Raw genomic sequence first — 23,544 nt, 5'->3', positions numbered from 1 at the left:
GGACCGCGATCCTCCGTCGCAGCGCAGCATATCGTCACCACGAAATTCGCATTGCCGCATGGCCGAGGGTCGGGCAATGAGGGCGGCAATGAACCATAATCAAGAAACCCTGGCCGCCCGCGCCGCGCCGATCCTGTTCGTGCTGCTCTGGAGCACCGGATTCATCGGGACCAAATACGTCGTCAACAATGCCGATCCCTTGACCTATCTCGCCATCCGCATGGCGATCGTGGTCGGGCTGATGGCAATCATCGCAGGAATCGCCCGGCCGAAATGGCCTGATAGCGCCGGCATCGCGCACAGCGCGGTCGCCGGAATCCTCGTCCACGGCTTCTATCTCGGCGGCACCGCGATTGCGATCGCGCATTCGATTCCGGCCGGCCTGTCGGCGCTGATTCCAGGTCTGCAGCCGATCCTGACCTCGACCATCGCTAATCGCTGGCTCGGCGAACGGGTCACGCCGCTGCAATGGGCCGGGCTCGTGCTCGGCCTCGGTGGGGTGGTGCTGATCCTGCACAACCGTCCGATGACCGGCGAAGCCGGCTCGGCTGGCTCGCCTCGGTGGTCTCGCTGGTCAGCATCACGCTCGGCACGCTCTATCAGCGCCGCTATTGCAATCACATCGACTGGCGCGCCGGCAATCTCGTGCAGTACGTGGCGGTCACCATCTTCTTCGCGGTCGGCGCCTTCCTGTTCGAGGATCGCGTGGTGCACTGGACGCGGGAGTTTGTGCTTGCGCTCGCCTGGCTCGCGGTCGCGCTCTCGATCGGATCGATCGGGCTGTTGTACTGGCTGATCCGCCACGCCGCGGCGACCTCGGTCGCGAGCCTGTTCTATTTGGTTCCGGCCGTCACGGCCCTGATGGCCTATCTGCTGTTCGGAGAAAAGCTGGATGCGATTGCCATTGCTGGCATGGCGCTCTGCGCCGCGGCGGTCTTTGTGGTCAATTGGCGGTCCTGACGGCACGCAGTTCGGCTCGCCGGAAACGCGGAAGTGCTTCAACGCCGAGCAAGCGGCGAGGATAGATGCGGGCTGTCTCCGGGCGCGCCCGCACCCGGAGACGTCTTCCGGTGCGATCAGCGCTTGGCCTTCTTGACCTTCTTCTTCGACTTGCCGGCTTTCTTGGTCGCCTTTTTCGCAGACTTTTTCGCGGCCTTCTTGGACGACTTCTTTGCGGCCTTCTTCGTCGTCTTCTTCGCAGCCTTCTTGGCTTTCTTCTTGGCCGCCTTCTTCGGCGCTACTTTCTTCGCGACCTTCTTGGCGGCTTTCTTCACCTGCTTGACTGCGGTGACTGCCGCGTCCTTGGTCGTTTCCACGGCACTGGTGATCGTCTCCATCGCCTGTTCGGTGATCGGTTTCTCGTCGTCCATATCGTCCCCCACGGTTTGCATGGAGCGATGACGATAGCGGGTTTCGAAATCGTGTCAAAGCGACGCTCAACCTTTGCGGATCTTTGCGTAGGCGGCGAGCGCGCGTTCGCGTGCCCTGGCATGATCGACGATCGGCTGCGGATAGGTCTTGCCGATCGTGATGCCCGCGCTCGCAAGCTCGATCGGCGTTGCCTGCCAGGGCCGGTGGATCAGCTTGGCGGGCAGGGCCTTCAGCTCCGGAACCCAGCGTCGAACATAGGCTCCATCAGGATCGAACTTCTCGCCCTGGAGCTGCGGATTGAACACGCGGAAATAGGGCGCAGCGTCCGCGCCGCAGCCGGCGACCCATTGCCAGTTGGCAGGATTGCTGCCGGCGTCCGCGTCGACCAGCGTGTCCCAGAACCAGGCCTCCCCCTCGCGCCAGTCGATCAGGAGGTGCTTGACCAGGAAGGAGGCCACCACCATCCGCACCCGGTTGTGCATCACGCCGGTGTGCCAGAGCTCGCGCAGGCCGGCATCGACGATGGGATATCCGGTGCGCCCGCGCTGCCAGGCGGTGAGCGCTTCTTTGTCGGGCTGCCAAGGGAAGCGATCGAAGTTCGTCTGCAGGTTTTGGGTGGCGAGCTGGGGATGATCGTGGAGCAGGTGGCGGCAGAATTCGCGCCAGCCGAGCTCGCTCAGGAATTTATCCACACCCTGCCCGAGTGCTGGATATTCCGCCGCGGCAAACCGGGCGGCGTGCCAGAACTGACGCGGGCTGAGCTCGCCGAAGCGCAGATGCGGCGACAGCCGTGAGGTGCCCTCTCGGTCCGGACGGTCGCGGTCGCCCACATACATTCGAACAGTGTGCTTGAGGAAGTCGCGCAGGCGCAGATGGGCAGAGGCGGCACCGGGGCTCCATGCCTCGCGCAGGCCGCCCGCCCAATCGGGCGTGGTCGGCTCGAGCTTCCAGCTCTCCAGTCCATCGCTCGCGATGCTCGGTGCAGGGCGCAGCTGCTTCGGCGCGGGCAGGGGCTTTGGCGGGTCGCCGAGGGCCAGTACGCGGCGCCAGAACGGGGTGAACACGCGCAGGCCCCGGCCGTCCTTGGTGCGGATCGCCGCGGGCGGGACCAGCAAGTCGCCCGGAAAGCTTTGCGCGTGCATGCCGAGCTTCGCAAGGGCCGCTTGGAGCTGTCGCTCAACCGCCTGATGAGGCGCCTGCGCGATCTCGTTCCAGTAGACGGCGCGGGCACCGCTCTGTCGCACCACCTCAGGGATCACCTTGGCCGCCGGTCCTCTGCGCAGGACGAGCGAGCCGCCGCGCGCGGCGATCTCGGCTCCGAGCGCCCGCAGCGACTGCGCCAGCCACCAGCGTGCCGCGCCGCCCGGCGCTCGCCCCGCCGCCTCGTCCAGTACGTAGAGGCAAAGCACCGGCGCTCCGGACTTGGCGGCGGCGTGGAGGGCGGGGTGGTCGGACAGGCGGAGATCGTCGCGAAACCAGACGATGACGGGCGGGGTCAGGGAAGGCCTCGTTTACCAATTGGAAACCGTACGGCGTGCGGCGGTGGGAACCCGTCGTTAATGCGGCTGTAAGTCAATTGCACCAATATGCAGGAATTACGGGGGTCATTCCATCCATGTCCAATCTTCTAACGGCGAAGTTCCTGCCGCGGTTCAAGCTCGGCACCAAAGCGGTCCTGTGCGCGGTGCTGCTGATCGCAATGAACACGGCGCTCGTGGTCGGCGCCGGCTATTGGTCACTGACATCCGCCTTCAATGACCGCGCCCTGCGCGACATCGAGGTCAATCTGCGCACGCTGGGGCTGGCCTTTGCGGAGACCGTTCCCGAAGCCAAGATCACGATCCGAGACGGCGCGGTGGTCCGCGCCGAGATCCCCAAAATGCCCGACTTCAGGGATCACGCCATCGTCGACCGGGCGGTGTCCTATGTCGGCGGCAACGCGACCCTGTTCGTGTTCGACGCGGCGAGCGGACAGTTCATCCGCCGCTCGACCAACGTGAAAAAGGAAAACGGCGACCGCGCCGTCGGGACCCAGCTGGCCGCCGATCATCCGGGGCAGGCCCCGCTGCGCCGTGGCGAGGCCTATAAGGGGCCGGCCACGCTGTTCGGCAAGACGTTCATGACCGCCTATTTCCCGATCGCCGATGGCACCGGCAAGGTCGCCGGCATTCTCTATGTCGGCATCCCCATGGTGCAGTTCGAGGGCATGCTGTCCCAGGCGATGGAGAGCATGGCGGCCGCTGCCGGGCTTGCCGCGCTTCTGGTGCTGGTCCTGACCCTGCTGGTCGTCCGGCGCATCACCCGGCCCCTGACCTCGGTGACGCATTCGCTCACCGCGCTTGCCAACGGCCAGGGCGACGTCGCGATCGAATGCGAGGACCGTGCCGACGAGATCGGCGAAATCGCCCGCACGGTCGCGGTGTTCAAGAGCAACTCGCAGGAGCGGGCGCGCCTGCGCACTGAGCAGGCAGCGGCAACCGCTGCCGCAGCCGAGCAGCGCAAGGCCGAGCTGCGCAACTTCGTCGAGGGGTTCCGCGGCAGCGTCGGCGGCATTCTCGACAAAGTGCTGGCATCGTCCGGCGAGTTCGAGCGCGCCGCGCGACAACTCACCGACGCCGCGCGCTCCACGGCAGATCTGTCGGCGCAGTCGGCGGGAGCTTCCGAAAGCGCCTCCGAGCATGTGCGTTCGGCGGCGTCCGCTTCCGACGAGCTGTCTCAATCCATCTCCGAGATCACCCGCCGGGTGCAGGAATCGAACGAGATCTCCGCCGAGGCGGTGCGGCAGGCCGAAGCGACGGACCAGCGCATCGCGCAGCTCTCGGAGGCCGGCTCGCGCATCGGCGACGTCGTCAAGCTGATCACCTCGATCGCCGAGCAGACCAATCTGCTGGCGCTGAATGCGACCATCGAGGCTGCACGCGCGGGCGATGCCGGCCGCGGCTTCGCGGTGGTGGCTCAGGAGGTCAAGACGCTCGCCGGCCAGACCGCGAAGGCGACCGACGAGATCTCGAACCAGATCGAGAGCATGCAGCTTGCGACCGAGGAATCGGTCGCAGCCATCAAGGCGATCAGCCAGACCATCGAGCGCATCAGCGGCATCGCAGGCTCGATCTCGGCGGCGGTCGAGCAACAGAAAAGCGCGACGCACAACATCGTGGCCAGCGTGCGCGCCGCGGTGTCAGGCACGGCCGATGTCGCGGTCAATGTCCGTCACGCCGCCAAGGGCGCCAGCGAGACGGGCGAAACGTCGAGCCGCATGTTTGCTTCCGCCCAGGCGCTGTCGGGCGAGAGCCTGCATCTGAAGGCCGAGGTCGAGAGCTTCCTCGACCGCGTGCACGCGGCGTGATTCTGGGTCATCATCCCGGGATGGTCCGAAGGACCAGCCCCGGGATCTCGAGATCTCGGGTTCGATGCTGACGCATCGCCCCGGGATGACTTTTTGGGGCCGCTATCCGCGACCGCCAAAAGTCATCTGGGCTGCGGGACGATGCGGATGTAGGGCTTCGGCTCCTTCCAGCCCTGCGGATAGATCGTCTTGGCCTCGTCGTTGGAGACCGAGCCCGCGATGATGACGTCGTCGCCCTGCGACCAGTCGGCCGGGGTGGCGACGCGATGCTTGGCGGTGAGCTGGAGCGAGTCGATGACGCGCAGGATCTCCTGGAAGTTCCGGCCCGTCGTCATCGGATAGACCAGCACCAGCTTGATCTTCTTGTCCGGGCCGATGATGAAGACGTTGCGGACGGTTTGGTTGTCGGCCGGCGTGCGGGTGAGGGGATCGCCAGAGGTCGAGGCTGGCAGCATGCCGTAGAGCTTGGAGACGTTGAAATCGGTGTCGCCGATCATCGGGTAGTTCGGCGCGGCGCCTTGGGTCTCCATGATGTCTTCCGACCATTTGGCATGACGGTCGACCGGATCGACCGAGAGGCCCATCAGCTTGACCCCGCGCTTGTCGAATTCCGGCTTCAGCTTGGCGAGGGCGCCGAGTTCGGTGGTGCAAACCGGCGTGAAATCCTTCGGGTGTGAGAACAAGAGGGCCCAGCTGTTGCCGATCCAGTCGTGGAATTTGATCTTCCCTTCGGTGGTTTCGGCTTCGAAGTCAGGGGCGGTGGCGCCGATCGGAAGTGTCATGATCTTACCTCATCTCATTGAATCTAATCGAGAATTCGTCTCCTGCCGTCACATCCATTATAAGGGCTTCGCCGGCCTAAGTGAACGCCAACTGAACCGGCTCAAGTAAAATGTGAATTCCTTCTTTGAAGAGCCGATTTTCTAGCAACTTATTGTTACAGCGGCAGCTGCGGCGAAACAGCTCCACCCGGGGTCACACGGTCTCGCTCGCCCCGATAATGCCTTTTATGACTTTCATCACGCTCGCCCGGCGCGTTCTAGAACCAGATTGGTCCTGATAGCGACCAATTGGCAACCATCTAGAAAAGTCGCGATCCCCGTATCGAATCGTTAACCACCCCTTTACGCCGGCATGGAAATGCTGGTCGATCAGAAGAAGTCTGGAAGTGAACTATGTCCGCCGCTGCGCCTAAGCCTACCGAGCCGTCGTCCCTCGTGCCGTCCTGCCGCGATACTGCAGCTCATGCCCTTTCCGTCGTGCGCGACGGCGTGATCACGGGCGAAGGCCCGACCACCAAGGGACGGGTGCATTTCTCCCGCTCGCTCGACGCCGATGACACCGCCTGGTGCATGCGCATCCTCACCGCCACCGCCGTCAACGACCAGCCGGTCAGCCGCGCCGAGGCTGAAGTCCTGTTCGAGATCAACGAGGCCGCGACCGAGCGCTCCGATGGCGGCCGGTTCGACGACCTGCTTGCCAAGGCGGTCGCCCATTATGCCGCGAGCGCCTCGGGCTTGAAGGTGCCGCCGCGCAGCGTCGCGCTGTCGGCCGACACCGAGATCGAGAGCTGGGCGCCGTCCTATGCCTCCAAGGTCAACAGCGAGATGCTGGAGTGGATCGCCGGCCAGATGCGCGGCAAGCGCCAGAACAACCGTCGCCTGATGGCGATGGTGGCGACCTTCCTCGGCGCCACCGCACTGCCTCTGGCAGGCCAATTGCCGAACGTGTTCGACATCGGGATGTAAGGCAAATGGGCCGCGGTCGCGGCTCACAGCTCGTGTCACGCTTGCGTCCGGGGCACGAGACTACCGTATTGTGACGCCGCTGTCTCAACAGCGTCATTGCGAGCGCAGCGAAGCAATCCAGAATCTTTCCGCGGATACATTTCTGGATTGCTTCGCTGCGCTCGCAATGACGGAGCAAGTTGCGACACCGCGTCTCTCCAATTCGCGTGACTCGCAGGCACGCTGCCGCATCCTCGCGGCGCATTTCGCCCGAGCTTTGCCTTGTCACCTTCAATTGAAAGAGGGCGCAGGGAAGACCGGGTGCCGGCCGGGCACCCACGGTCCACTGTGCGAAAGGTGGCAACGAAGAATTTGCACAGCGGCATACAGGTGAAGCCAAACATCCAACCTTCCCTGCGCAGTGGCTTTACGGCTTATGTCGTGCTCTCCCCGGGGAGCGATGCACTATTGCCCCCGTCGCCTTGCGGATGGCTGATGCGCATCGCCCGGTCGGGCAACCACATCACCACAAGACTTGGCGCACAGACCCCGGGCGCCAGGACCACACGATTTTGCCGTACGCCGATGACACCGGTCGTATGCGCGAGGTCTTTGCTCACGGCTCTCCGCCCTGCAAACCCTTTCGCGCCAACGCCATCAGCGTCCACCGCCCCCCGGCCCGCGTTCGTGACGATCGCGATACGCCCCTCTTCCTTGGGCCGGGTTGCGCGACACATACGCGATTTCCGATTTCGGTAAAACGAAATATTTTCGGCCGCGTGCGTTGACCTAGCGCTCGCGTGTTTTGCCCGTCGGGCAACGCAAGGGATGGTAGCTGCAACCATTCACCTGCGCCGCCGGTGGATTCGGTGCAAGCGCCTGCGCCGGCTTCGTCGCGGCCGGATAAAGTTCGGTCTCCAGATCGGCGACACGAACACGGGAGCAGTGTGCTCGACTGACTGCGCAAGCTGCAGGGCCGCTGACGCACGAAGCCGTTGAAATGAGATGGGAATTCCGGGCGTTCTGCCACCCTCTTGTTCCTGGTTATTCGCGTGCCTTAACCAATAATTAATTATACGTTTGCGGGTGGGCGACAGCCCGGCCTAGCCTCCTTTCGGGGAGCCGCTATCGCGAAGCCAAACGAGTGTGGTGCGTATCATGATTGCCAGATCATATGGGGCGTTGTTCGCCTCGCTCAGCGCAGCTGCGCTGCTGCTTAGCTCCAGTGACAGTCCTGCCGGACCTGCTGCCGCCGCCGCCCCAGGCGTCGCAACGGCAGCTGCCCCGCCGGTTGCGGCACGTCCGCCGATCGGGCCGGGCGCCCGGTTCCACCGCCGCAGTGCTCCCTGGGTCTATTGGCCGGGCGGCGGCAGCTACTTCTACGACGGCGCCGGCTACAGCCAGCCGTTCGCCGATGTGAACCAGTCGCTCTCCGCCGATGTGCGCTACACCTACACGTATGATGTGCCCTGGGACTGGACGCATCGCTATCCGCCGAACGTCGTGCCGTCCAATCGGCCCTACGTGCCGAGCTGCCCGACGGAGCAGGTGACGGTGCCTGGCCGCGGCGGCAGCGAGCACACCGTCAACATCATGCGCTGCTACTGAGCTAGCCAAGTTCGAAGCTGGTCAAGCCGAAGACGCGGTCGAGCCGCAGCGGCGGGATCGGCCCCGTATACATCCGCGCCGTCTCGAACACCGGCTCGAGGCCGAGCGCCTCGGCGAGCGCGATGGCGGCGGGATTGACGGCGGGGACGTCGAGGAATACCTCGCCGGCGCCCGCGCTTCCGAGCAGCGACTGCACGACTTGATCGGCGGCGGCGCGGTGGTCGGCGACGAGTGGGCCGATTTTGTAGCCCGTCCGGCAGGGCCGGATCACACCCCATGCAGCGAGCTTGCCCTCGCGCAGCAACGCGCGGCCGACGTGGCCTCGCGTGTTGATCCAGGCGCGCAGGAAGGCGCTGCGTGCGGCGGGGAATACGCTGGCGTCATCGGCGTCCACCAGCGCAAACGGGACCTTGTCGAGCGCAACGACATCGGCCGGCGGCGTGACGGATCCCGCGACGGTGCCGCCATAGCGGATATTGGCGTAAGCGAGCTGGAAACCCGACTTCTTGTAATTCTCCTGCTGCGCCACCACGCCGTCGAGGCCGATCACGCGCGCGCCTGCATGCGTGATCGCGGCATTCCAGATGCGCAGGCCATGGCCCGCGCCGCGAAAGCGCTCGCGCACGATGTAGAAGCCAAGGAAGGCGAAGCGGTCGTCGTAATTGACGCAGGAGACGGTCGCGACCGGCTCGCCGTCGATCTCGCCGACGAAGAAGCCTCGGGCATCGGGGATCGCGAAGCAGGCGGCATCCGCCAGCCCCGGATTCCAGCCCTCCGCCGCGGCCCAGTCGACGGCGAGGGCGATTTCGTCGGGGCGCAAATTGCGGATCTGCAGATCACTCATTTCAAGCGCCTCATGATGGATGCCTTCGGCCATGGACCTGCCGACGGGTCTGGCTGTAGAAGGCCTCATGATAGGCCGAGCCTGCGGCTCGCCTCAACTAAAGGGATCATCGGATCATGGCAGTAGAGAAGGTTGCGCTCGTCACCGCCGGCGGCAGCGGCATGGGGGCGGGGGCTGCGCGGCGGCTGGCGGCGGACGGGTTTGGCGTCGCGATCCTGTCGTCCTCGGGCAAGGGCGAGGCGCTGGCGGCCGAGCTCGGCGGGCTCGGCGTTACCGGCTCGAACCAGTCGAACGACGACCTGAAGCGCCTCGTCGAAGCTGCGATGGCGAAGTGGGGACGGATCGACGTGCTCGTCAACAGCGCCGGGCACGGGCCGCGTGCCCCCATCACCGAGATCACCGACGAGCAGTGGCACACCGGCCTCGACACTTATCTCCTCAACGTGATCCGTCCGACCCGGCTGGTGACGCCGCTGATGCAGGCGCAGAAGGGCGGCGCCATCATCAACATCTCGACCGCCTGGGCGTTCGAGCCCAGCGCGATGTTCCCGACCTCGGCGGTGTTCCGCGCAGGGCTCGCCGCCTTCACCAAGATCTTCACCGACACTTACGCGGCCGACAATGTCCGCATGAATAACGTGCTGCCGGGCTGGATCGACAGCCTGCCGCAACAGGACGCGCGGCGCGACAGCGTGCCGATGAAGCGCTACGGCAAGGTCGAAGAGGTCGCGGCGACGATCTCGTTCCTGGCCTCCGACGGCGCCGCCTACATCACCGGCCAGAACATCCGCGTCGACGGCGGGCTGACGCGCTCGGTCTGAGGCGGCCGCCTCAATGTGAGGCGATGAGCCGCGCCAGCTCCGGCAGGATCTTGTAGCGGGCGATCTCGTGCGGATACTCGCCGCGATTGGCCAAGAGGACGATGCCGATCCGCCGCGCCGGCACCAGGCCGATATAGCCGGAGGCGTTGTTGAGGCCGCCGGGCTTGTCGACGATGGTGACGCCTGGAAGGCGCACGGTCTCCCAGGCCAGGCCCTGTCCGAACTTTTCGTCGACGCGGAAGGCCTCACGCTGCGTCAGCCGCAGCGCCTCGCGCAATTGCGGGTCGATCGCGCGGCCGTCGACGCAGGCGGCCGCGAAGACGGCAAGGTCCCGGGCGGAGGCGAACATCTGGCCCGTGCCGGGAAAATCAAAGTAGCCCTGCTGATCGCCGATCGGTCCGATCGCCATGCCCTGGTCGGAATAGCCCTGGACCACGCGCTGCATCGCCGCCGCGTCCATGATTGCGCGGTGGTCCGGGCCGCGTTCGGGGACGAAGGTGGAGTCCATGGCGAGGGGGCGGAGAATGCGGTGCTGGATCTGCGCCTGGATCAGCCTGCCGTAGCAGCGTTCGAGCACGAGCTGAAGCAGTACATAGCCGGCATGGGTGTAGACGCGCTGCCGGCCGGGTACGACGCCGGGTGCCGGCGTGAAGGCGTTCAGCAGGGTGAGGAACTGCTCGCGCGTAAACTCTTCGTTCGGCCAGGGTGGATGGTCGGTCGGCAGCAGCAGGCCCGATGTGTGCGTCGCCAACTGGCCCACAGTGACGTTGCGGATGTAGTTGCCGCTCAGCTCGGGCAGGTATTTCGACAGACGATCGTCGAGCCGCAGCTCGCCGCGCAGCACGCCGAGCGCCACGAGCGTGGCCTCGAACGGCTTTCGCAAGGAGGCGAGGTTGAACAGCGTGTCGGGCGTCACCTTGCGCCTGGCGGCATCATCGGCGAAACCATAGTTGAAGAACTCGACATGGCGCCCGGCATAGAGCGCGGCGGCAAGGCCGCCCGCATGGTCGGGCGTCGCGGTCGGCGCCAGCGCGCCGGCGACGATGTCGCGCATCTGCGCAATCATGTCGGAATCGGCCGAGGCGCGGCGCGGGCAAAGCCCCATCGCCAACGAAATGGATGCGGCCCGTGCGAAGCTTCGCCGGGTGATCGGTGATGAGATGACAACGGGCGGCACGTGCTCTGATCGATCATGCTGATGCGCCCCCGGATGAGGTTTAGCGAGAAGGGCGCAAGGTCCCAATTCACGATTGCGCGTGGTGGGTTCCCGACAATCCGGGCCACGAAACTGAGCCGTTCGGCTAACAATTGTTGACGTCCGCGATCCTGCGTGTATAGTTAGCTTCATGGCTAACCAATTATCCAATCTCGACCAGGTCTTCGCCGCGCTTGCCGACCCAACGCGGCGGGCGATCGTGATGCGGCTGTGCGCGGGCGAGGCGTCGGTCGGCGAGCTCGCCGGCCCCTTCGACATGGCGCTGCCGAGCTTCATGAAGCACATCCACGTGCTCGAGACGAGCGGGCTCGTTCAGTCCGAGAAATCGGGACGCGTGCGCACCTGCCGTCTCAGCGCGGATGCGCTTGTCGGCGCCGAGGATTGGTTCCAGCAGCAGCGCGCGGTCTGGGAAGCGCGGCTCGACCGCTTCGAGGCCTATGTGATGAAGCTCAAGAAAGAAAGGGCGGGGGCCAAGCGACCGTCCCGAACAACCAAACGGAAAGGTTCCTGACAATGACTGGTTCTGCCAACCCCGCTCTGTCGCAATGGTCGCTCGACCGCGAGATCGTGATGTCGCGCGTGATCGACGCGCCGCGCGATCTGGTGTTCGAGGCATGGTCCGACCCGAAGCATCTGCCGCAATGGTTCGGCCCGAAGGGCTTCAAGGTCGAGACCTTCGAGATCGACGTGCGCGTCGGCGGCGTCTGGCGCTTCAACATGATCGGGCCCGACGGTACGGTCTATCCGAACCGGATGCGCTTCCGCCGCATCGAGCGGCCGTCGCTGATGGAGATGGACCACGGTACCGACCAGGATGACGATCCCCGCATGTTCCGCTTCACCGTCACCTTTGCCGAGCAGAGCAACGGCAAGACCGTGCTGATGATGCGTCAGCTGGCCTCGAGCACCGAGCAGCGCGATGGCATGATCGGTTTCGGCGCCGTCGAATACGGCTACCAGACGCTCGACAAGCTCGCGGCCTATGTGGCGGGCATGAAGCGGTGAAGGCAGCCCCGCCATTCCCGGGCCCTGAGATGGCGAGCCGGGAATGACGGCGTGCGCGAACGCATTCTGATCAGCCGCCGTCGAAATGGCGGCTTGCCTCGTACAGGTCAGGTCAGCGCGTTGGTGACCGGCGGCTCCTGCATCTGCTCCACTTGCGCGGCGCTGTCGGGACGTGCGGGTCCAAGCACGGGCTCGTCGCCGAGCGGCTCGAATGCCGGGTGGAAGCTGAATTCGCCGCGGCCGTCGAGCGACGGACCTTCGTTGTAGCGGCCCGGCTCGAGCGGCGCTCCGCTGCGCTCGGTACCCATGAACATGTAGCTGAACTCGGTCGCTTCCTTGCTCCTGTCGAAGCTGTTCGGAATCGGCAGCGCGGCATCTCCGCCCAGCTCCTCGATCACGGCGAGCCATTGCTGTTGATGCATGGTGTCGCGCGCGATCAGGTAGCTGAGCATGTCCTGCATGCCCGGATCGCTCGTGGAGTTGAAGAGGCACCGCCAGCGTTCGGCCGGTGGCTTCGGCGGCCACGTTGCAATACATATCGGCGGCGAGATTGCCGCTGGCGTAGATGTGCGAACAATCGAACGGGACGCCGTCGGCGTTGGCCGGGAAGGCCGCCATGCCCGTCGACAGGATATGCCGATGCAGCATGCCCTCGATCACGTGTCGCGGCCGCTCGCCGCCGGACATCACCGCGCCGACGATCGGATTGTCCTGCATGCTGCTCTCCTGCATCGTCGCCGGTGCATTTTCCAGGTTCAGGGCGACCGCGGTCGAAAGCATCTCGATGTGGCTGATCTCCTCGGTTGCGGTGTTGAGCAACACGTCGCGATATTTGGCCGGACCGCGCGCGCCCCAGGCCTGGAAGAAATATTGCAGGCAGACGCGGATCTCGCCCTCCACGCCGCCGATCGCCTGCTGCAGCTGGCGGGCGAAGATCGGATCGGGCTTCTCGACCCTGACCGGGTATTGCAGTCGCTTGTCGAAATAGTACATGCGCAACTCCCTTTTTATTCTGTCGTATTGGCGCAATGAAGCCCGTGGGGTTGCGTTCCTAATCATCTACAATCGCAGTTCAGATCGCTTCCAAACTCGCCGACCGCAGAGCCGAAATGGACGCGGCCCCCGCGACCGTTCCTATGCGCGTCGATGGGAAGGCACGGCGACCTCGTCGAACGATCCGGCGATGCCCGCGTCGACCAGCACCCAATTGTCGTCGTTGGTCAAGGTGCCCGCCACGATGATCACGTCGGATTGCCGCGGTGAGTCCCGCGACATCAGATGGTCATTGTCGTTTGGGTGAGGGCGCAACTTCGCGCTGTGACCACGCGCTGCTGTGAGCGGCGGGGCGCAGCCGGCGTTCCCGCGGTCGAAGACCACGTTTGCATTTGGCTATCGCAGGTTAGCGCTGGGTCCTTCGGCCGGAACAGGCGACGAAGACATGGTCTCTCCTGCGGCAATCAGCGCGGCCGTGTTAGGAACAATCGCCCGTGCTTCCCGGTTGCGCGAACGACGCCAGTCAAATGGAGAACAGGATAATGGCCAATGCAGCCCGCGATACGTTCGTGGTGGGACTACGCAATGCGCATGCAATGGAAGTGCAGGCGCGAGAGTTGATGGAGCGCCAGTCGGAGCGGCTGGACGAATATCCCGAGGTCAAGGCGAAGATCACGGCGCACCTTCAGGAGACGAATGAGCAACTGCGGCGCCTCGAGAAATGCTTGGAAGCCTGTGGCGAGAGCACGTCGAGCCTGAAGGATACGGCGCAGTCAGTGATGGCCAACATGATGGCCATGGCGCATTCGGTTGCCGGCGACGAGATTCTGAAGAACACTTTCGCGAACAACGCCTTCGAGAATTTCGAGATCGCCGCCTACAAGTCGCTGCTCGCGCTGTGCGGCGCGGCCGGCATGCCGGAGGCGAAGGAGCCGCTCGAGACGTCATTGAAGGAGGAGCAGCGCATGGCGGCCTGGATCGACTCCAATGTCGAGAAGGTCACCATGGAGTACCTCACGCATCAGCGCCAGGCCGCGTAGTTCTTCGCGTTCCTCGCTGACAGCGAACCACCGGCGCGCCCCGCGGCCGGTGGTTTTTTCGCGCCGCCGGGGTTCCCTGCCATCTGCGCGGGAGCCTAGGAACGATCGCTGCGATCAGGCTTTGGCAGTGATGACGTACATCATCTTCAGCGACTACCGCAACCCTGCGGCGGAGCAAGCCTACGAGATCGCGTGGGACTTTCTGGCGCGGACGGGCGCCATCTGCGACGAATTCGACGCCTGCGTGTTCCTGGCGCAGCGTATCACCGTGATGGTCGAGGAGGGACTGACGAACCGGATCCGCATGGCCAACCGCGCGATCTCCGAATACCAACGCCATGCCGAGGAACGCGACGACCTCGTCCGCGGCGGCGGCCGTTATGCCGAAGGGCGTTGATCTCAGGCGAAGCGGGTTCACTCCCTGGCCTCGTCCGTGACGATGTCGCCGAGCTTCTGCCAGCGCTGGCCGTCGAACTGCACCATCTGGAACTGCTTGTTGACGCGATAGTCCGTCGGCGTGGTCGTGACCGAGATACCCGGGAGCGTCAGGTCGAGCTCGACGTTCCTAAGGTTGGCCGCCTGTCGCATCACGTTGTCGCGGGTCAGATCGTCGCCGCATTGCTTCAGCACCTGCACCAGCAGCTGCGCGGTGATGTAGCCATAGACGTTCAGGTTCGAATCCCTGTCGCCCTCCGGGTAGTACTTCGCCATGAAGGCGAGGTAGCGCTTCATGCCGGGGTCGTCCTTCCATTCGGGGTCGGCGGCATCCTTGACGTAGCCGACGCTGATGATGCCCTTGGAATTGTCTAGCCCGGCGGGCTTGAGCACGGCGCTGAGCGAGGAGGCGTTGATGTCGATGATGTGCAGCGCCTTCCAGCCGATCTCGGCGACCTTCTTGATGGCCTGCGCGGCCTGCTTCGGCGTCGTCGCGCTGAACAGCACGTCGGCGCCCGCATCCCTCAATCGCAGGATCTTCGAGTCGATCGTCGGCTCGTTGATCTCGTAGGAGGTCTCGGCGACGACCATGTTCGCCTTGTCGCCAAGGCCCGCCTTGAGGCCCGCGAGATAATCCTTGCCGAGATCGTCGTTCTGGTAGAGCACGCCGATTTTGGCGTTCGGATGGTTCTTCAGGAGGTATTGCGCATAGATCCGGCCCTCGACGAGGTAAGAGGGGTTGAAGCCCATGGTCCAGGGGAAGTTCTTTGGATCGGTGAAGCGTGCGGCGCCGGTGGCGGCGAAGAGCTGCGGGATCTTCTTGGCGTTGAGATATTTCTGAACGGCGACGTTCGGTGCGGTGCCGATGATCTGGAAGGTCAAAAGCACTTCGTCGCTTTCGACGAGCTTGCGGACCTGCTCCACCGTCTTCGGCGGCGAATAGGCATCGTCATACTGGATCAGCTCGACCTTGCGGCCGTTCACGCCGCCCTGGTCGTTGATCATCCTCAGATAGGCGGCCTGGGTCTTGCCGATCACCGCGTAGGCCGAGGCCGGGCCGCTGAGCGGCACGGTCTGGCCCACCTTGATCGCGGTGTCGGACGCGCCGGGATCGTATTTCTTTTGTGCCTGCGCTGCCGCGACCGAGAGGAGAAGGGCGGAGGCTGCGATGAATTTGGTGACGACGTTTTTCATGTCGGTTTCCTCCAGCAATCCTCATTCGCCCTTGAGGCCGGCGTCGCGGATCAGCTTGGTCCATTTCTGCGTTTCGGCGTCGATGAACTTGCTGAACTCGGCGGCGGTGCCTGGCCGCACTTCGAGGCCCTGCGCGGTCAGCTTGTCCTTGATCGCAGGCTCGGCGAGCGCCCGCAGAACCTCGGCCTGGAATTTGTCCACGATGGCGCGCGGCGTCGTGGACGGCACCATGAAGCCGTACCAGCCGGCCGCAGCCACATTGGGAAAGCCCTGCTCGCGCAGCGTCGGTGCCTGCGGATACAGCGCGCTGCGCTCGGGCGATGCGACACCGAGCACGGTGAACTTGCCGCTCTGGATGTAGGGCAAGGCGGTCGGCAGCGCGGTCAGTGTGGCGTCGACGCGTCCGGCGAGCAGCTCGGTGTAGGAGGCCGCATCGCCCCGGAACGGGATGTTCAAACCCTTGACGCCGGCGTCGCGGAACAGGAGCTCTCCGGCAAGATGCGGCTGCGAGCCGGCGCCTGGGGAGGCGAAGGTGAGGCCGTCGGGCTTGGATTTGCCGTAGGCGATTAGGTCGGGAAGCGTCTTGAACGGCGCGTCGGCGCTGATGATGAGGAACAGCGGCGCGATCACCACCATCGCCACCGGCGCCAGATCCTTGCGCTCATAGGTCAGCTTGCCGAACAGCGCCTCGGCGGTGGCGTAGGGCGCCGCGACATAGAGGATGGTGTAGCCGTCGCCCGGCGCATGGGCGACCATGTCGTTGGCGATGCGCGTGCCGGCGCCCGGCTTGTTCTCGACGATAAACTGCTGACGCAGGCTGCGGCCGAACTCTTCGGCGAGCAGACGCAGCGAGATGTCGTTGGACCCGCCGGGCCCGTAAGGCGAGATCAGACGGACCATGCGTGAGGGCCAGGCGTCCTCGGCATGTGCCCTCATGCCTGAGCCGGCCGCGAGCCCGCCCGCGATCGTGCCCAGCAGAGCTCGCCGCGTCACCTTGAACGATGCCACTGTTGTCTTCCTCCCTGTATTTGTTTCTCGTTTATCTGCAGCTCTTGCGACCTCAGATCACCTTTCGTTGGGTGAGCTGCTCGATCCTGGCGTCCGAGAGCCCGAGCCAATCCCGGTAGACCTCGTCATTGTCCTGGCCGACGTCGCCCGCGGCATGGCGCAGGCGCGCGGGATCGACGGTGAAACGCGGCACGACATTGGTCATGGCGACCGTGCCGAAATCCCGGTCGGCAACGCGCGTGATCACCTCGCGCGCCCTCGCTTGCGGGTCTTCGGCGATCTGGTCGATCGAATAGATCGGGGCGAGCGTTCCCTGCGCGGCATTGAATCTCGCGAGGACCTCGTCGAGGGGATGCGCGGCGCACCAGGCCGCGAAGATGTCGTTGAGTTCGACGGCGTGCTTGACGCGCTGCTCATTGCCGGCAAAGCGCGGATCCGCGATCAGATCGGGGCGGCCGATCGCCCGGCAGTTCGCTGCAAAGAGCGCGTTGGTCGAACCTGCGAGCGTGACCCAGTGACCGTCGCGGGTGCGAAACACCGCGGCCGGTGCTGAATAACCATTGGCGTTGCCGATGCGGCTGCGAACGGTGCCGAGCTGGTCGTGCTCGATGGCGAGGACGTCGAGCAGGCGGAAGGTGGCTTCGGTCAGCGCGAGATCGATCTCCTCGCCCGGCGCATCCGGGTCGCGCGCCCGCTTCCACAGCGCTGCCAGCACGCCGACGGCGCCGAACAGGCCGCCGATCGAATCCCCGATCGGGTATCCGGGATGGGTCGGTTCGCCGCCGCTCTCGCCGGTGATGTAAGTCAGTCCGCCCATGGCCTCGAAGATGCGGGCGAAGCCGGGGCGCTCGCGATAGGGACCATCCTGCCCGAAGGCGGTGGCGCGCAGAATCACGAGACGCGGCTGGATCGACCACAGCACCTCCTTGGGAAGCCCCCAGCGATCCAGCGTTCCCGGACGAAAATTCTCGATCAGCACGTCGAAGCGTGGAAGCAGCTGCTTGAACAGCGCAAGCCCTTCCGGCGTGCGCAGATCGAGCGTGGCAAACTTCTTGTTGCGGTTGGCGGCCTTCCACCACAGCGGCTTGCCGTTCTTGAACGGCGGAAACGACCGCACGCCGTCGCCGTGCCCGGGCATCTCGATCTTGAGCACGTCCGCGCCGTAGTCGGCCAGCAGCGTGGCGGCGAACGGCGCGGCGATGATCGTTGCGATGTCGAGAACCTTCAATCCTTCGAGCGGTCCAGCCATGTCATTTTCCGACGCTTGTGATTTTCTTGGTTTTGCGCGGCGGCGGCTTGAGCTCGGCCTGCCCGACCATGGCGCGGATGCTGTCGGCGAGCGCCGCGATGCGCGGACCGATTTCGCCCTCGAGCTGCCCGGGCTGGAGCCGGAAGGCGGGGATGCCGCAATTGATCGAGAACGATTGTTTCGACTCGCTGACATGAAACAGCGGCGCGGCGACGGCATGGATCGAGGCCATGTACTCGCCCCAGCAGGTGCAGAAGCCGCGGCTTTTGCATTGCGCGATGCCGCCGCGGTATTTGTCGCGGAGCGCCGACCACAATCCGGCATCCTCGGCGGCGAGATTGCGTTCCAGCCGGTCTGCATCGGCCGGCGGCAAGGTCGCCGCCGCGGCGCGGCCCATGGCGGTCATCACGACGGGAATGGGCATGCCGATGTCGGGCACGTGCGGGCCGACATCGCCGGAGCGCGCGGTCTCGACATAGATCATCGACGTCGCATCGAGCAGGCCGATCGACACCGTGCCGCGGACGCTGTGCGCCAGCTCCTGCATCATGGGCCGCGCCACTTGGCGGAATTGCATTCCGGCGAGCAGGGGATGCGCCATCCGCAGCGCCCGTGCACCGACGCGGTACTTCGACCGCTCGGCGTCGTAGCGGAGATAGCCGAGCTCGGCCAAGGTATGGGTCAGCCTCGCCACCGTCGGGCGCGGGATGCCGGTCAGCGTCGACAGCTCCATGTTGCCCAGCAGCGTGCTCCCGGCCTTGAACGCCTCGAGCACGACGAGCCCCTTTGCCAGCGTGGTGGCGAAAGCGGCGTCATCGGCGCTCTCGGCCAGCACGGCTGCGGCAGAGGAGAGCGGGCGCTGCGGCTTGGATGAGTCGGTGGGAGCCATCCCGGAATATCAGACGGATGATTTTCGGATGTCCAACAGATTCGCCGCTTACGGAAAAAATGTCCGATATGTGGACACTCCATGCACCGTGCTTTTGCTCCTTCCGGGCACCGCTGGAACGACCGGGCACACAGATTTTTGTCGTGATTGCATGCCGTTCTGTGACAGGATTATTACGACGACATGTCAGATCGATAATTTTGCGGAGCGGTTCATGTTGCAGTGGCAGGCGCGGTCGAATCCCCTGGCGTGGTGGTGGGGATCCCTCACGCTTGTGAGCAGCGCCAACATCCTCGTCTGGTTCATGCTCTATCGCGAGTTCTATCCGACGCCTTCAACCAGCCTCAGCGGCGGCTCGGACATCGGGCTGATGTTCCTGCTGTGCGCCGGCTATGTGTTCGGCTGCGCCTTTCGCTCGGTGCTGCCGCGCGCCGACGTGCAGCGCATCTGCCTGTTCGACACCTGGCTCTCCAGCGTCGCCGTCGGCCGGACGGTGGCGACGGTGGCCGAGCTCTGCTTCGCCGCGCAATGGGCCATCATCCTGCATCAGCTCGGCAAGATGACGGGCGCGGAGACCGCGGTGAACATCGCGCTCGTGATCGTGCCGATCATCATCATCGCGGAATGCTTCTCCTGGTACGCGGTGGTGACGACCAACTTCCTCTACAACGCGATCGAGAATTCGCTGTGGGCTGTGACCTTCTTCCTGGCCGGCATCGCGCTGTGCCGCCTGATGCCGGAATTCCAGGGCGTGGTGCGCTGGGCGCTGATGTCAGGCATCGTCGGCATCGCCTGCTTCCTTGCCTTCCTCATCACCGTCGATGTGCCGATGTATCTCAGCCGCTGGCGGACAGGGCATGAAGAGGGCAACACATTCCTCGGCTTCCTCGAAGGACTGCATGACGTCTCGACGCGCTGGGTGGTGACCCATGACATCGCGCACTGGAAGGGCGAGCTGACCTGGATGTTCCTGTATTTCAGCGCCGCGGTGTGGTCGAGCCTCGCGCTCTGCGCGCTCTACGCGATGGAAGGCTATCTGACGCGCTATCTTGCCTGACGGTCAGATTCCAACTTGACGCGTTCTCTGAAGCGAAGCGGTATCCACTTCGCTTCAAAGCGCTTACTTGCCGACCAGGCTGCATTTGCTGCGATCGAGCGGGCGGAAGGCCTGGTCGGGCGGGATCGTCGCGACCAGCTTGACGAAGTCCCACGGGCCCTTGGATTCCTCCGGTGTCTTGACCTGCACCAGATAGAGATCGTGCACCATGCGTTGGTCCTCGCGAATGCGGCCGTTGGGGGTGTAGGCGTCCGACACCGGCGTCGCCTTCATTTTGGCCATCACGACGGCGCCCTCATCGGAACCGGTGTCCTTCACGGCCTGCAGATAGTGGCGCACAGCGGAATAGACGCCGGCCTGAATCTGCGAGGGCATCGCCTTGCGGCGAGCATAGAACGCATCGGAGAATTTCCGGGCTGCCGGCGAGACATCCTCGAAGAAGGAGGTGACGATGAGATCACCGCGCGTCGCTTTGAGCCCAACCGCCTCGATGTCGACGTTCTGGAACGACATCGGCACGATCTTCATGCCTTGGCTGGCGAGGCCGAACTCCTCGGCCTGCTTGATCGCGGTCGCGTTGTCGCCGGCAACGTTGATGGCCAGGATCTTGGCGCCCGACGACTGCGCCTGGAGCAGGAATGAGCTGTAATCGGGCGTGCCGAGCTGCGCCTTGACGCTGCCGGCGACCTTGCCGCCGAGTGCGGCGATGCGCTCGCGTGCGGTCACCTCGATCGAATGGCCGAAGGCGTAGTCGCCGGTGATGAAGAACCAGGGCTCCTTGCTGGTCTGCATGATGCCGGAGACCACGGCGGTCGCGGTGGAATAGGCGTCCTGGGTCCATTGCACGCTGGTTGGCGCGCACGCTTCATCGGTCAGCTGGTTCGCGCCGGCGCCGGAGATGAGGAATATCTTGCCGTTGCCGCGCACCAGCTCCTGCACCGCCAGCGCTGCGCCGGAGCTGCCGCCATCGGCGACGGCCTGGACCCCGTCGCTGAACCATTTTCGCGCCAGCGATGCGGCGAGATCCGGCTTGTTCTGGTGATCGGCCTGCAAGATCTCGATCGGCTTGCCGTTGATCTTGCCGCCGAACTCCTCGGCGGCCATTCGCGCCGCTTCGACTGAGCCCGGACCCATGGCGGTCGCGAACACGCCGTTCATGTCGGTGAGGACGCCGATGCGGATGGCCTCGCCCTTGATCTCGGCCCGCGCAACGGAGCCCGCGAGCGCAAGTGCGATCAGGAGGGTGGCGATGGAGGTGGTGCGGGTCGTGCCCATGGCGTTTCCTTGATGTTATCGTTGATTGATCGATGTTGACGGTCAGGCCAGTTCGGCGATCACCGTGTTGCGCAGGGTGCCGATGCCGGAGATCTCGACCTCGACGGTGTCGCCGGGGCGCATCCACAGCGGCGGCGTGCGCTTGGCGCCGACACCGCCCGGCGTGCCCGTGACGATGACGTCGCCGGGCAGGAGCGGGCAGATGGTGGAGATGTAGGCGATCAGCTCGGGGATGGCGGTGATCAGGAGATCCGTCGTGGTGTCCTGCACGACGTTGCCGTTGAGCCTTGTCTGCAAGGTGAGTTTTGACGGATCCGGAATCTCGTCGGTCGTCACCAGCCACGGACCGAAACTGCCGCTCTCGGCAAAGGTCTTCCCGGCGAGGAATTGGCTGGTGTGGCGCTGCCAGTCGCGGATGCTGCCTTCGTTGTAGCAGGAATAGCCGGCGACGTGGTCGAGCGCGCGGCCGGCGGGGATGTGACGTCCCGCCTTGCCGATGATGAGCGCGAGCTCGCCTTCGTAGTCGAAGTTGTCGCTCACCCCAGGTTTGACGATGGGCTGGAGATGGCCAACCTGGCTACAGGCGAAGCGCGCGAACAGCGCCGGCTTTTCGGTGACGGCGCGGCCGGTCTCGGCGACGTGATCGCGATAGTTGAGGCCGACGCAGATGATCTTGCCGGGATCGGGAATCACGGGCGCGAAGTCGATCTTGTCGAGCGGATGATCAGGGGCCGCGGAGGCGGCCAGCCTTGCCGCCTCGGCGAGCCGACCGGCTTCGAGCAGCTCCCGCAGCGTGGCGCACCTCGCCATCCGCGCGCCGAGATCGACGACGCCGTTGTCCTTGACGGCCCCGAAGGTGGGGCGTCCGTCCACACTGAGTGAGAGCAGCTTCATGAAATGTCCTTGAGAGGGTTCGGTCAGGCCGCCGAGGGCGCTTGGGCTGAAGGAATTTGGGTTGGAGGCGCGATGGCGGCGATGAGCCGGTCGAGCTCGGCCTCGTTGCGGGCGGAGCCGCGGACGTAACGGTCGGGACGAACGATTGCGGCGATGATGCCGTGCTCGCGCAGCCAGGGCCCAAGATCGTTGGCATCGTCGCTGGTCAGGATCTTGATCCCTGCCTGCGAAAGCGTGAGACGCGATGAGAGTGCCGCCGCCGTCCCGACGAGCAGCACGTGGCTGTAGCCGGTCCGGTCGTCGCTGCGGCTGTCGTCGGTCAAGGTGAACTGCGGCGCGAGATGTCCGGCGAGCGGCAGGTCGCCGAACTCTAGTCCGGGGCCGAGCAGGGGCTTCTTCACGTCCAGTTTGACCGGCGCGTTCTCGCGCGCTTCGCCGGCGGCAAGGCCGGCCTCGATCGCCTTGGTGTTGATGACACCGCCGAGGCGAATGGCGAGCTCGATGAACGCGCGCACATGCGGCAGCCGTTCGCTCTGATAGGTGTCGAGCAGATCGGGCGCGGCGCCTTCGCGGATCACGCTCGCCAGCTTCCAGGCGAGATTGGCGGCATCGCGGATGCCGGCGCACATGCCCTGGCCGAGGAAAGGCGGGGTCTGGTGCGCGGAATCGCCCGCGAGCAGCAATCGCCCGTTCCGCCATTGCTGCGCGATGACCGAATGGAACGTGTAGACCGAAGCGCGCTCGATCTCGGCATCGGCGGGCGTGATCCAGCGCGACAGCAGCTGCCAGACCTTCGCGGGTTGCGCAACGTCCTGCGAATCCTCGTCTGGGAGAACCGTGATCTCCCAGCGGCGCCGCATGCCGGTGCCGCGTACATAAGTTGCGGGCCGCCTGGGATCGCAATGCTGGAGGCTGTAGTCACCGAGGTCGTCGCGCGCGCGCTTGAGCAGGACGTCGATCACGAGCCAGCGCTCGTGGAAGCCGAGGTCGTCCATGCCAGAACCGATGAAGCGGCGCACCAGCGAGCGGGCGCCGTCGCAGCCGATCACGTAGGCGGTTCGGACCTCGCTGAGCCTCCCGTTGGAGAGGTCTTCGCAGCGGACGCGCACGCCGTGCTCGTCCTGATCGAGCGCGAACACCTCGCAGCGGTTGCGCAAGGTGACGTGTGGCCAGCGGGCGAGTCCGCCGATCAACACATCCTCCAGATCCGGCTGGTGGAAGCGGTAGCTGAGATGCCAGCCCATCGGGGTCAGCGTCTGCGGACGGGACCAGTCCAACAGCATGCGGCCGGCCGCATCGAGAAACAGCATGCCGGGACTGAGAATGACGTGCGGCAGAATCGCCTCGGCAAGCCCGATGGTCTGGAACACGCGCATGCATTCATCGTCGAAATGCACGGCCCGCGGCAGATGATAGGTCCGCGCCTCGCGCTCCAGCACCAGCGTCCGCACGCCGCACAGGCCGAGCAGGTTGGCGAGCGTGGCGCCCACGGGCCCGCGGCCGACGATCACGACGTCAAACTCTTCAGGGGTGGATTTATCTTGCATGGGGTATCTCTTCCCCAAGCAGGGC

At 65.0% G+C, this 23,544-nt stretch carries 22 protein-coding genes and 2 pseudogenes; 10 read left to right on the top strand and 14 right to left on the bottom strand.

All coding sequences use genetic code 11. From position 1 onward, the window contains the following. Positions 1 to 88 precede the first annotated feature (88 nt). Positions 89 to 960: pseudogene (locus tag I6F17_RS10615) on the top strand (DMT family transporter). Between the two features lie 116 nt (positions 961 to 1,076). On the opposite strand, the gene I6F17_RS10610 reads toward I6F17_RS10615, so the two are convergent. Together I6F17_RS10610 and I6F17_RS10605 are read right to left on the bottom strand one after the other, a co-directional pair. Beyond that, positions 1,077 to 1,370 (bottom strand): hypothetical protein, encoded by a 294-nt coding sequence (locus tag I6F17_RS10610; protein ID WP_036041424.1) that lies wholly within the window; start codon positions 1,368 to 1,370, stop codon positions 1,077 to 1,079. A gap of 66 nt (positions 1,371 to 1,436) precedes the next feature. Then, positions 1,437 to 2,828, bottom strand: coding sequence for a deoxyribodipyrimidine photo-lyase (locus tag I6F17_RS10605; protein ID WP_050991858.1), 1,392 nt, complete (start codon positions 2,826 to 2,828; stop codon positions 1,437 to 1,439). A 158-nt stretch (positions 2,829 to 2,986) separates the two neighbouring features. Between I6F17_RS10605 and I6F17_RS10600 the strand changes: the two genes are divergently transcribed. Next, positions 2,987 to 4,717, top strand: coding sequence for a Cache 3/Cache 2 fusion domain-containing protein (locus I6F17_RS10600; protein ID WP_225128971.1), 1,731 nt, complete (start codon positions 2,987 to 2,989; stop codon positions 4,715 to 4,717). Positions 4,718 to 4,839: 122 nt separating this feature from the next. Here the strand turns inward: I6F17_RS10600 and I6F17_RS10595 are convergent, their stop codons facing one another. Further along, positions 4,840 to 5,499: a peroxiredoxin gene (locus I6F17_RS10595; protein WP_036011192.1), complete on the bottom strand. Its 660-nt coding sequence runs from the start codon at positions 5,497 to 5,499 to the stop codon at positions 4,840 to 4,842. A 393-nt stretch (positions 5,500 to 5,892) separates the two neighbouring features. On the opposite strand from I6F17_RS10595, the gene I6F17_RS10590 reads away from it, so the two are divergent. Together I6F17_RS10590 and I6F17_RS10585 are read left to right on the top strand one after the other, a co-directional pair. Then, positions 5,893 to 6,465 carry a hypothetical protein gene (locus I6F17_RS10590; RefSeq protein WP_225128973.1) on the top strand — a complete coding sequence of 191 codons (573 nt, stop codon included), beginning with the start codon at positions 5,893 to 5,895 and terminating at the stop codon, positions 6,463 to 6,465. Between the two features lie 1,137 nt (positions 6,466 to 7,602). Further along, positions 7,603 to 8,052, top strand: coding sequence for a hypothetical protein (locus I6F17_RS10585; protein ID WP_225128976.1), 450 nt, complete (start codon positions 7,603 to 7,605; stop codon positions 8,050 to 8,052). Position 8,053: 1 nt separating this feature from the next. Here the strand turns inward: I6F17_RS10585 and I6F17_RS10580 are convergent, their stop codons facing one another. Continuing rightward, positions 8,054 to 8,896, bottom strand: a complete 843-nt coding sequence (locus tag I6F17_RS10580) for a GNAT family N-acetyltransferase (protein ID WP_225128986.1) — start codon at positions 8,894 to 8,896, stop codon at positions 8,054 to 8,056. A gap of 116 nt (positions 8,897 to 9,012) precedes the next feature. Here I6F17_RS10580 and I6F17_RS10575 point away from each other — a divergent pair, with 116 nt between their 5' ends. Then, entirely contained in the window at positions 9,013 to 9,717 is a 705-nt protein-coding gene (locus I6F17_RS10575) for an SDR family oxidoreductase (RefSeq protein WP_157280473.1), read from the top strand. Between the two features lie 10 nt (positions 9,718 to 9,727). Here I6F17_RS10575 and I6F17_RS10570 read toward each other — a convergent pair whose 3' ends face one another. Next, on the bottom strand, positions 9,728 to 10,783 hold the full coding sequence (locus tag I6F17_RS10570) for a serine hydrolase (RefSeq protein WP_225128988.1): 1,056 nt from the start codon (positions 10,781 to 10,783) through the stop codon (positions 9,728 to 9,730). A gap of 280 nt (positions 10,784 to 11,063) precedes the next feature. On the opposite strand from I6F17_RS10570, the gene I6F17_RS10565 reads away from it, so the two are divergent. Both I6F17_RS10565 and I6F17_RS10560 read left to right on the top strand, forming a co-directional pair. Then, positions 11,064 to 11,444 (top strand): metalloregulator ArsR/SmtB family transcription factor, encoded by a 381-nt coding sequence (locus tag I6F17_RS10565; protein WP_036044766.1) that lies wholly within the window; start codon positions 11,064 to 11,066, stop codon positions 11,442 to 11,444. A 2-nt stretch (positions 11,445 to 11,446) separates the two neighbouring features. After that, positions 11,447 to 11,938: an SRPBCC family protein gene (locus tag I6F17_RS10560; protein ID WP_225124945.1), complete on the top strand. Its 492-nt coding sequence runs from the start codon at positions 11,447 to 11,449 to the stop codon at positions 11,936 to 11,938. Positions 11,939 to 12,045: 107 nt separating this feature from the next. Here the strand turns inward: I6F17_RS10560 and I6F17_RS10555 are convergent. Next, a pseudogene (locus I6F17_RS10555) lies at positions 12,046 to 12,931 on the bottom strand (manganese catalase family protein). Positions 12,932 to 13,072: 141 nt separating this feature from the next. Next, positions 13,073 to 13,213, bottom strand: coding sequence for a hypothetical protein (locus tag I6F17_RS10550; RefSeq protein WP_225128990.1), 141 nt, complete (start codon positions 13,211 to 13,213; stop codon positions 13,073 to 13,075). A 260-nt stretch (positions 13,214 to 13,473) separates the two neighbouring features. On the opposite strand from I6F17_RS10550, the gene I6F17_RS10545 reads away from it, so the two are divergent. Both I6F17_RS10545 and I6F17_RS10540 read left to right on the top strand, forming a co-directional pair. Continuing rightward, a complete protein-coding gene (locus tag I6F17_RS10545; protein ID WP_036013491.1) occupies positions 13,474 to 13,971 on the top strand; it encodes a ferritin-like domain-containing protein in 498 nt (165 codons plus the stop codon). Positions 13,972 to 14,101: 130 nt separating this feature from the next. Then, positions 14,102 to 14,368: a hypothetical protein gene (locus I6F17_RS10540; RefSeq protein ID WP_225128992.1), complete on the top strand. Its 267-nt coding sequence runs from the start codon at positions 14,102 to 14,104 to the stop codon at positions 14,366 to 14,368. 17 nt (positions 14,369 to 14,385) lie between these two features. Here the strand turns inward: I6F17_RS10540 and I6F17_RS10535 are convergent, their stop codons facing one another. From I6F17_RS10535 to I6F17_RS10520, 4 genes are read right to left on the bottom strand one after another with little or no spacing between them, the layout of a single operon-like run. After that, the gene (locus I6F17_RS10535; RefSeq protein ID WP_225128994.1) at positions 14,386 to 15,600 is read right to left on the bottom strand and encodes an ABC transporter substrate-binding protein; all 1,215 of its coding nucleotides are present in this window, start codon (positions 15,598 to 15,600) and stop codon (positions 14,386 to 14,388) included. Between the two features lie 21 nt (positions 15,601 to 15,621). Further along, entirely contained in the window at positions 15,622 to 16,608 is a 987-nt protein-coding gene (locus I6F17_RS10530) for a tripartite tricarboxylate transporter substrate binding protein (protein ID WP_193760742.1), read from the bottom strand. 52 nt (positions 16,609 to 16,660) lie between these two features. Next, positions 16,661 to 17,857 carry a CaiB/BaiF CoA-transferase family protein gene (locus I6F17_RS10525; protein ID WP_225128997.1) on the bottom strand — a complete coding sequence of 399 codons (1,197 nt, stop codon included), beginning with the start codon at positions 17,855 to 17,857 and terminating at the stop codon, positions 16,661 to 16,663. 1 nt (position 17,858) lies between these two features. Further along, positions 17,859 to 18,746: an IclR family transcriptional regulator gene (locus I6F17_RS10520; RefSeq protein WP_225128999.1), complete on the bottom strand. Its 888-nt coding sequence runs from the start codon at positions 18,744 to 18,746 to the stop codon at positions 17,859 to 17,861. A 214-nt stretch (positions 18,747 to 18,960) separates the two neighbouring features. Here I6F17_RS10520 and I6F17_RS10515 point away from each other — a divergent pair, with 214 nt between their 5' ends. Next, the gene (locus I6F17_RS10515) at positions 18,961 to 19,803 is read left to right on the top strand and encodes a hypothetical protein (protein WP_225129001.1); all 843 of its coding nucleotides are present in this window, start codon (positions 18,961 to 18,963) and stop codon (positions 19,801 to 19,803) included. 63 nt (positions 19,804 to 19,866) lie between these two features. Here I6F17_RS10515 and I6F17_RS10510 read toward each other — a convergent pair whose 3' ends face one another. Genes I6F17_RS10510 through I6F17_RS10500 form a run of 3 tightly spaced genes read right to left on the bottom strand, consistent with a single transcriptional unit; the run spans position 19,867 to position 23,519 of the window. After that, positions 19,867 to 21,078, bottom strand: coding sequence for an ABC transporter substrate-binding protein (locus tag I6F17_RS10510; RefSeq protein WP_225129002.1), 1,212 nt, complete (start codon positions 21,076 to 21,078; stop codon positions 19,867 to 19,869). 42 nt (positions 21,079 to 21,120) lie between these two features. Next, a complete protein-coding gene (locus tag I6F17_RS10505; protein WP_225129004.1) occupies positions 21,121 to 21,972 on the bottom strand; it encodes a fumarylacetoacetate hydrolase family protein in 852 nt (283 codons plus the stop codon). 23 nt (positions 21,973 to 21,995) lie between these two features. Then, a complete protein-coding gene (locus tag I6F17_RS10500) occupies positions 21,996 to 23,519 on the bottom strand; it encodes a bifunctional 3-(3-hydroxy-phenyl)propionate/3-hydroxycinnamic acid hydroxylase (RefSeq protein WP_225129006.1) in 1,524 nt (507 codons plus the stop codon). Positions 23,520 to 23,544: the final 25 nt, after the last annotated feature.

This window comes from Bradyrhizobium sp. NBAIM18, from assembly GCF_020193825.1.
GTDB classification, from domain to species: domain Bacteria; phylum Pseudomonadota; class Alphaproteobacteria; order Rhizobiales; family Xanthobacteraceae; genus Bradyrhizobium; species Bradyrhizobium yuanmingense.
Note: the sequence above shows the minus strand (reverse complement) of the source record. Positions and strands in the feature narration are given on the sequence as shown.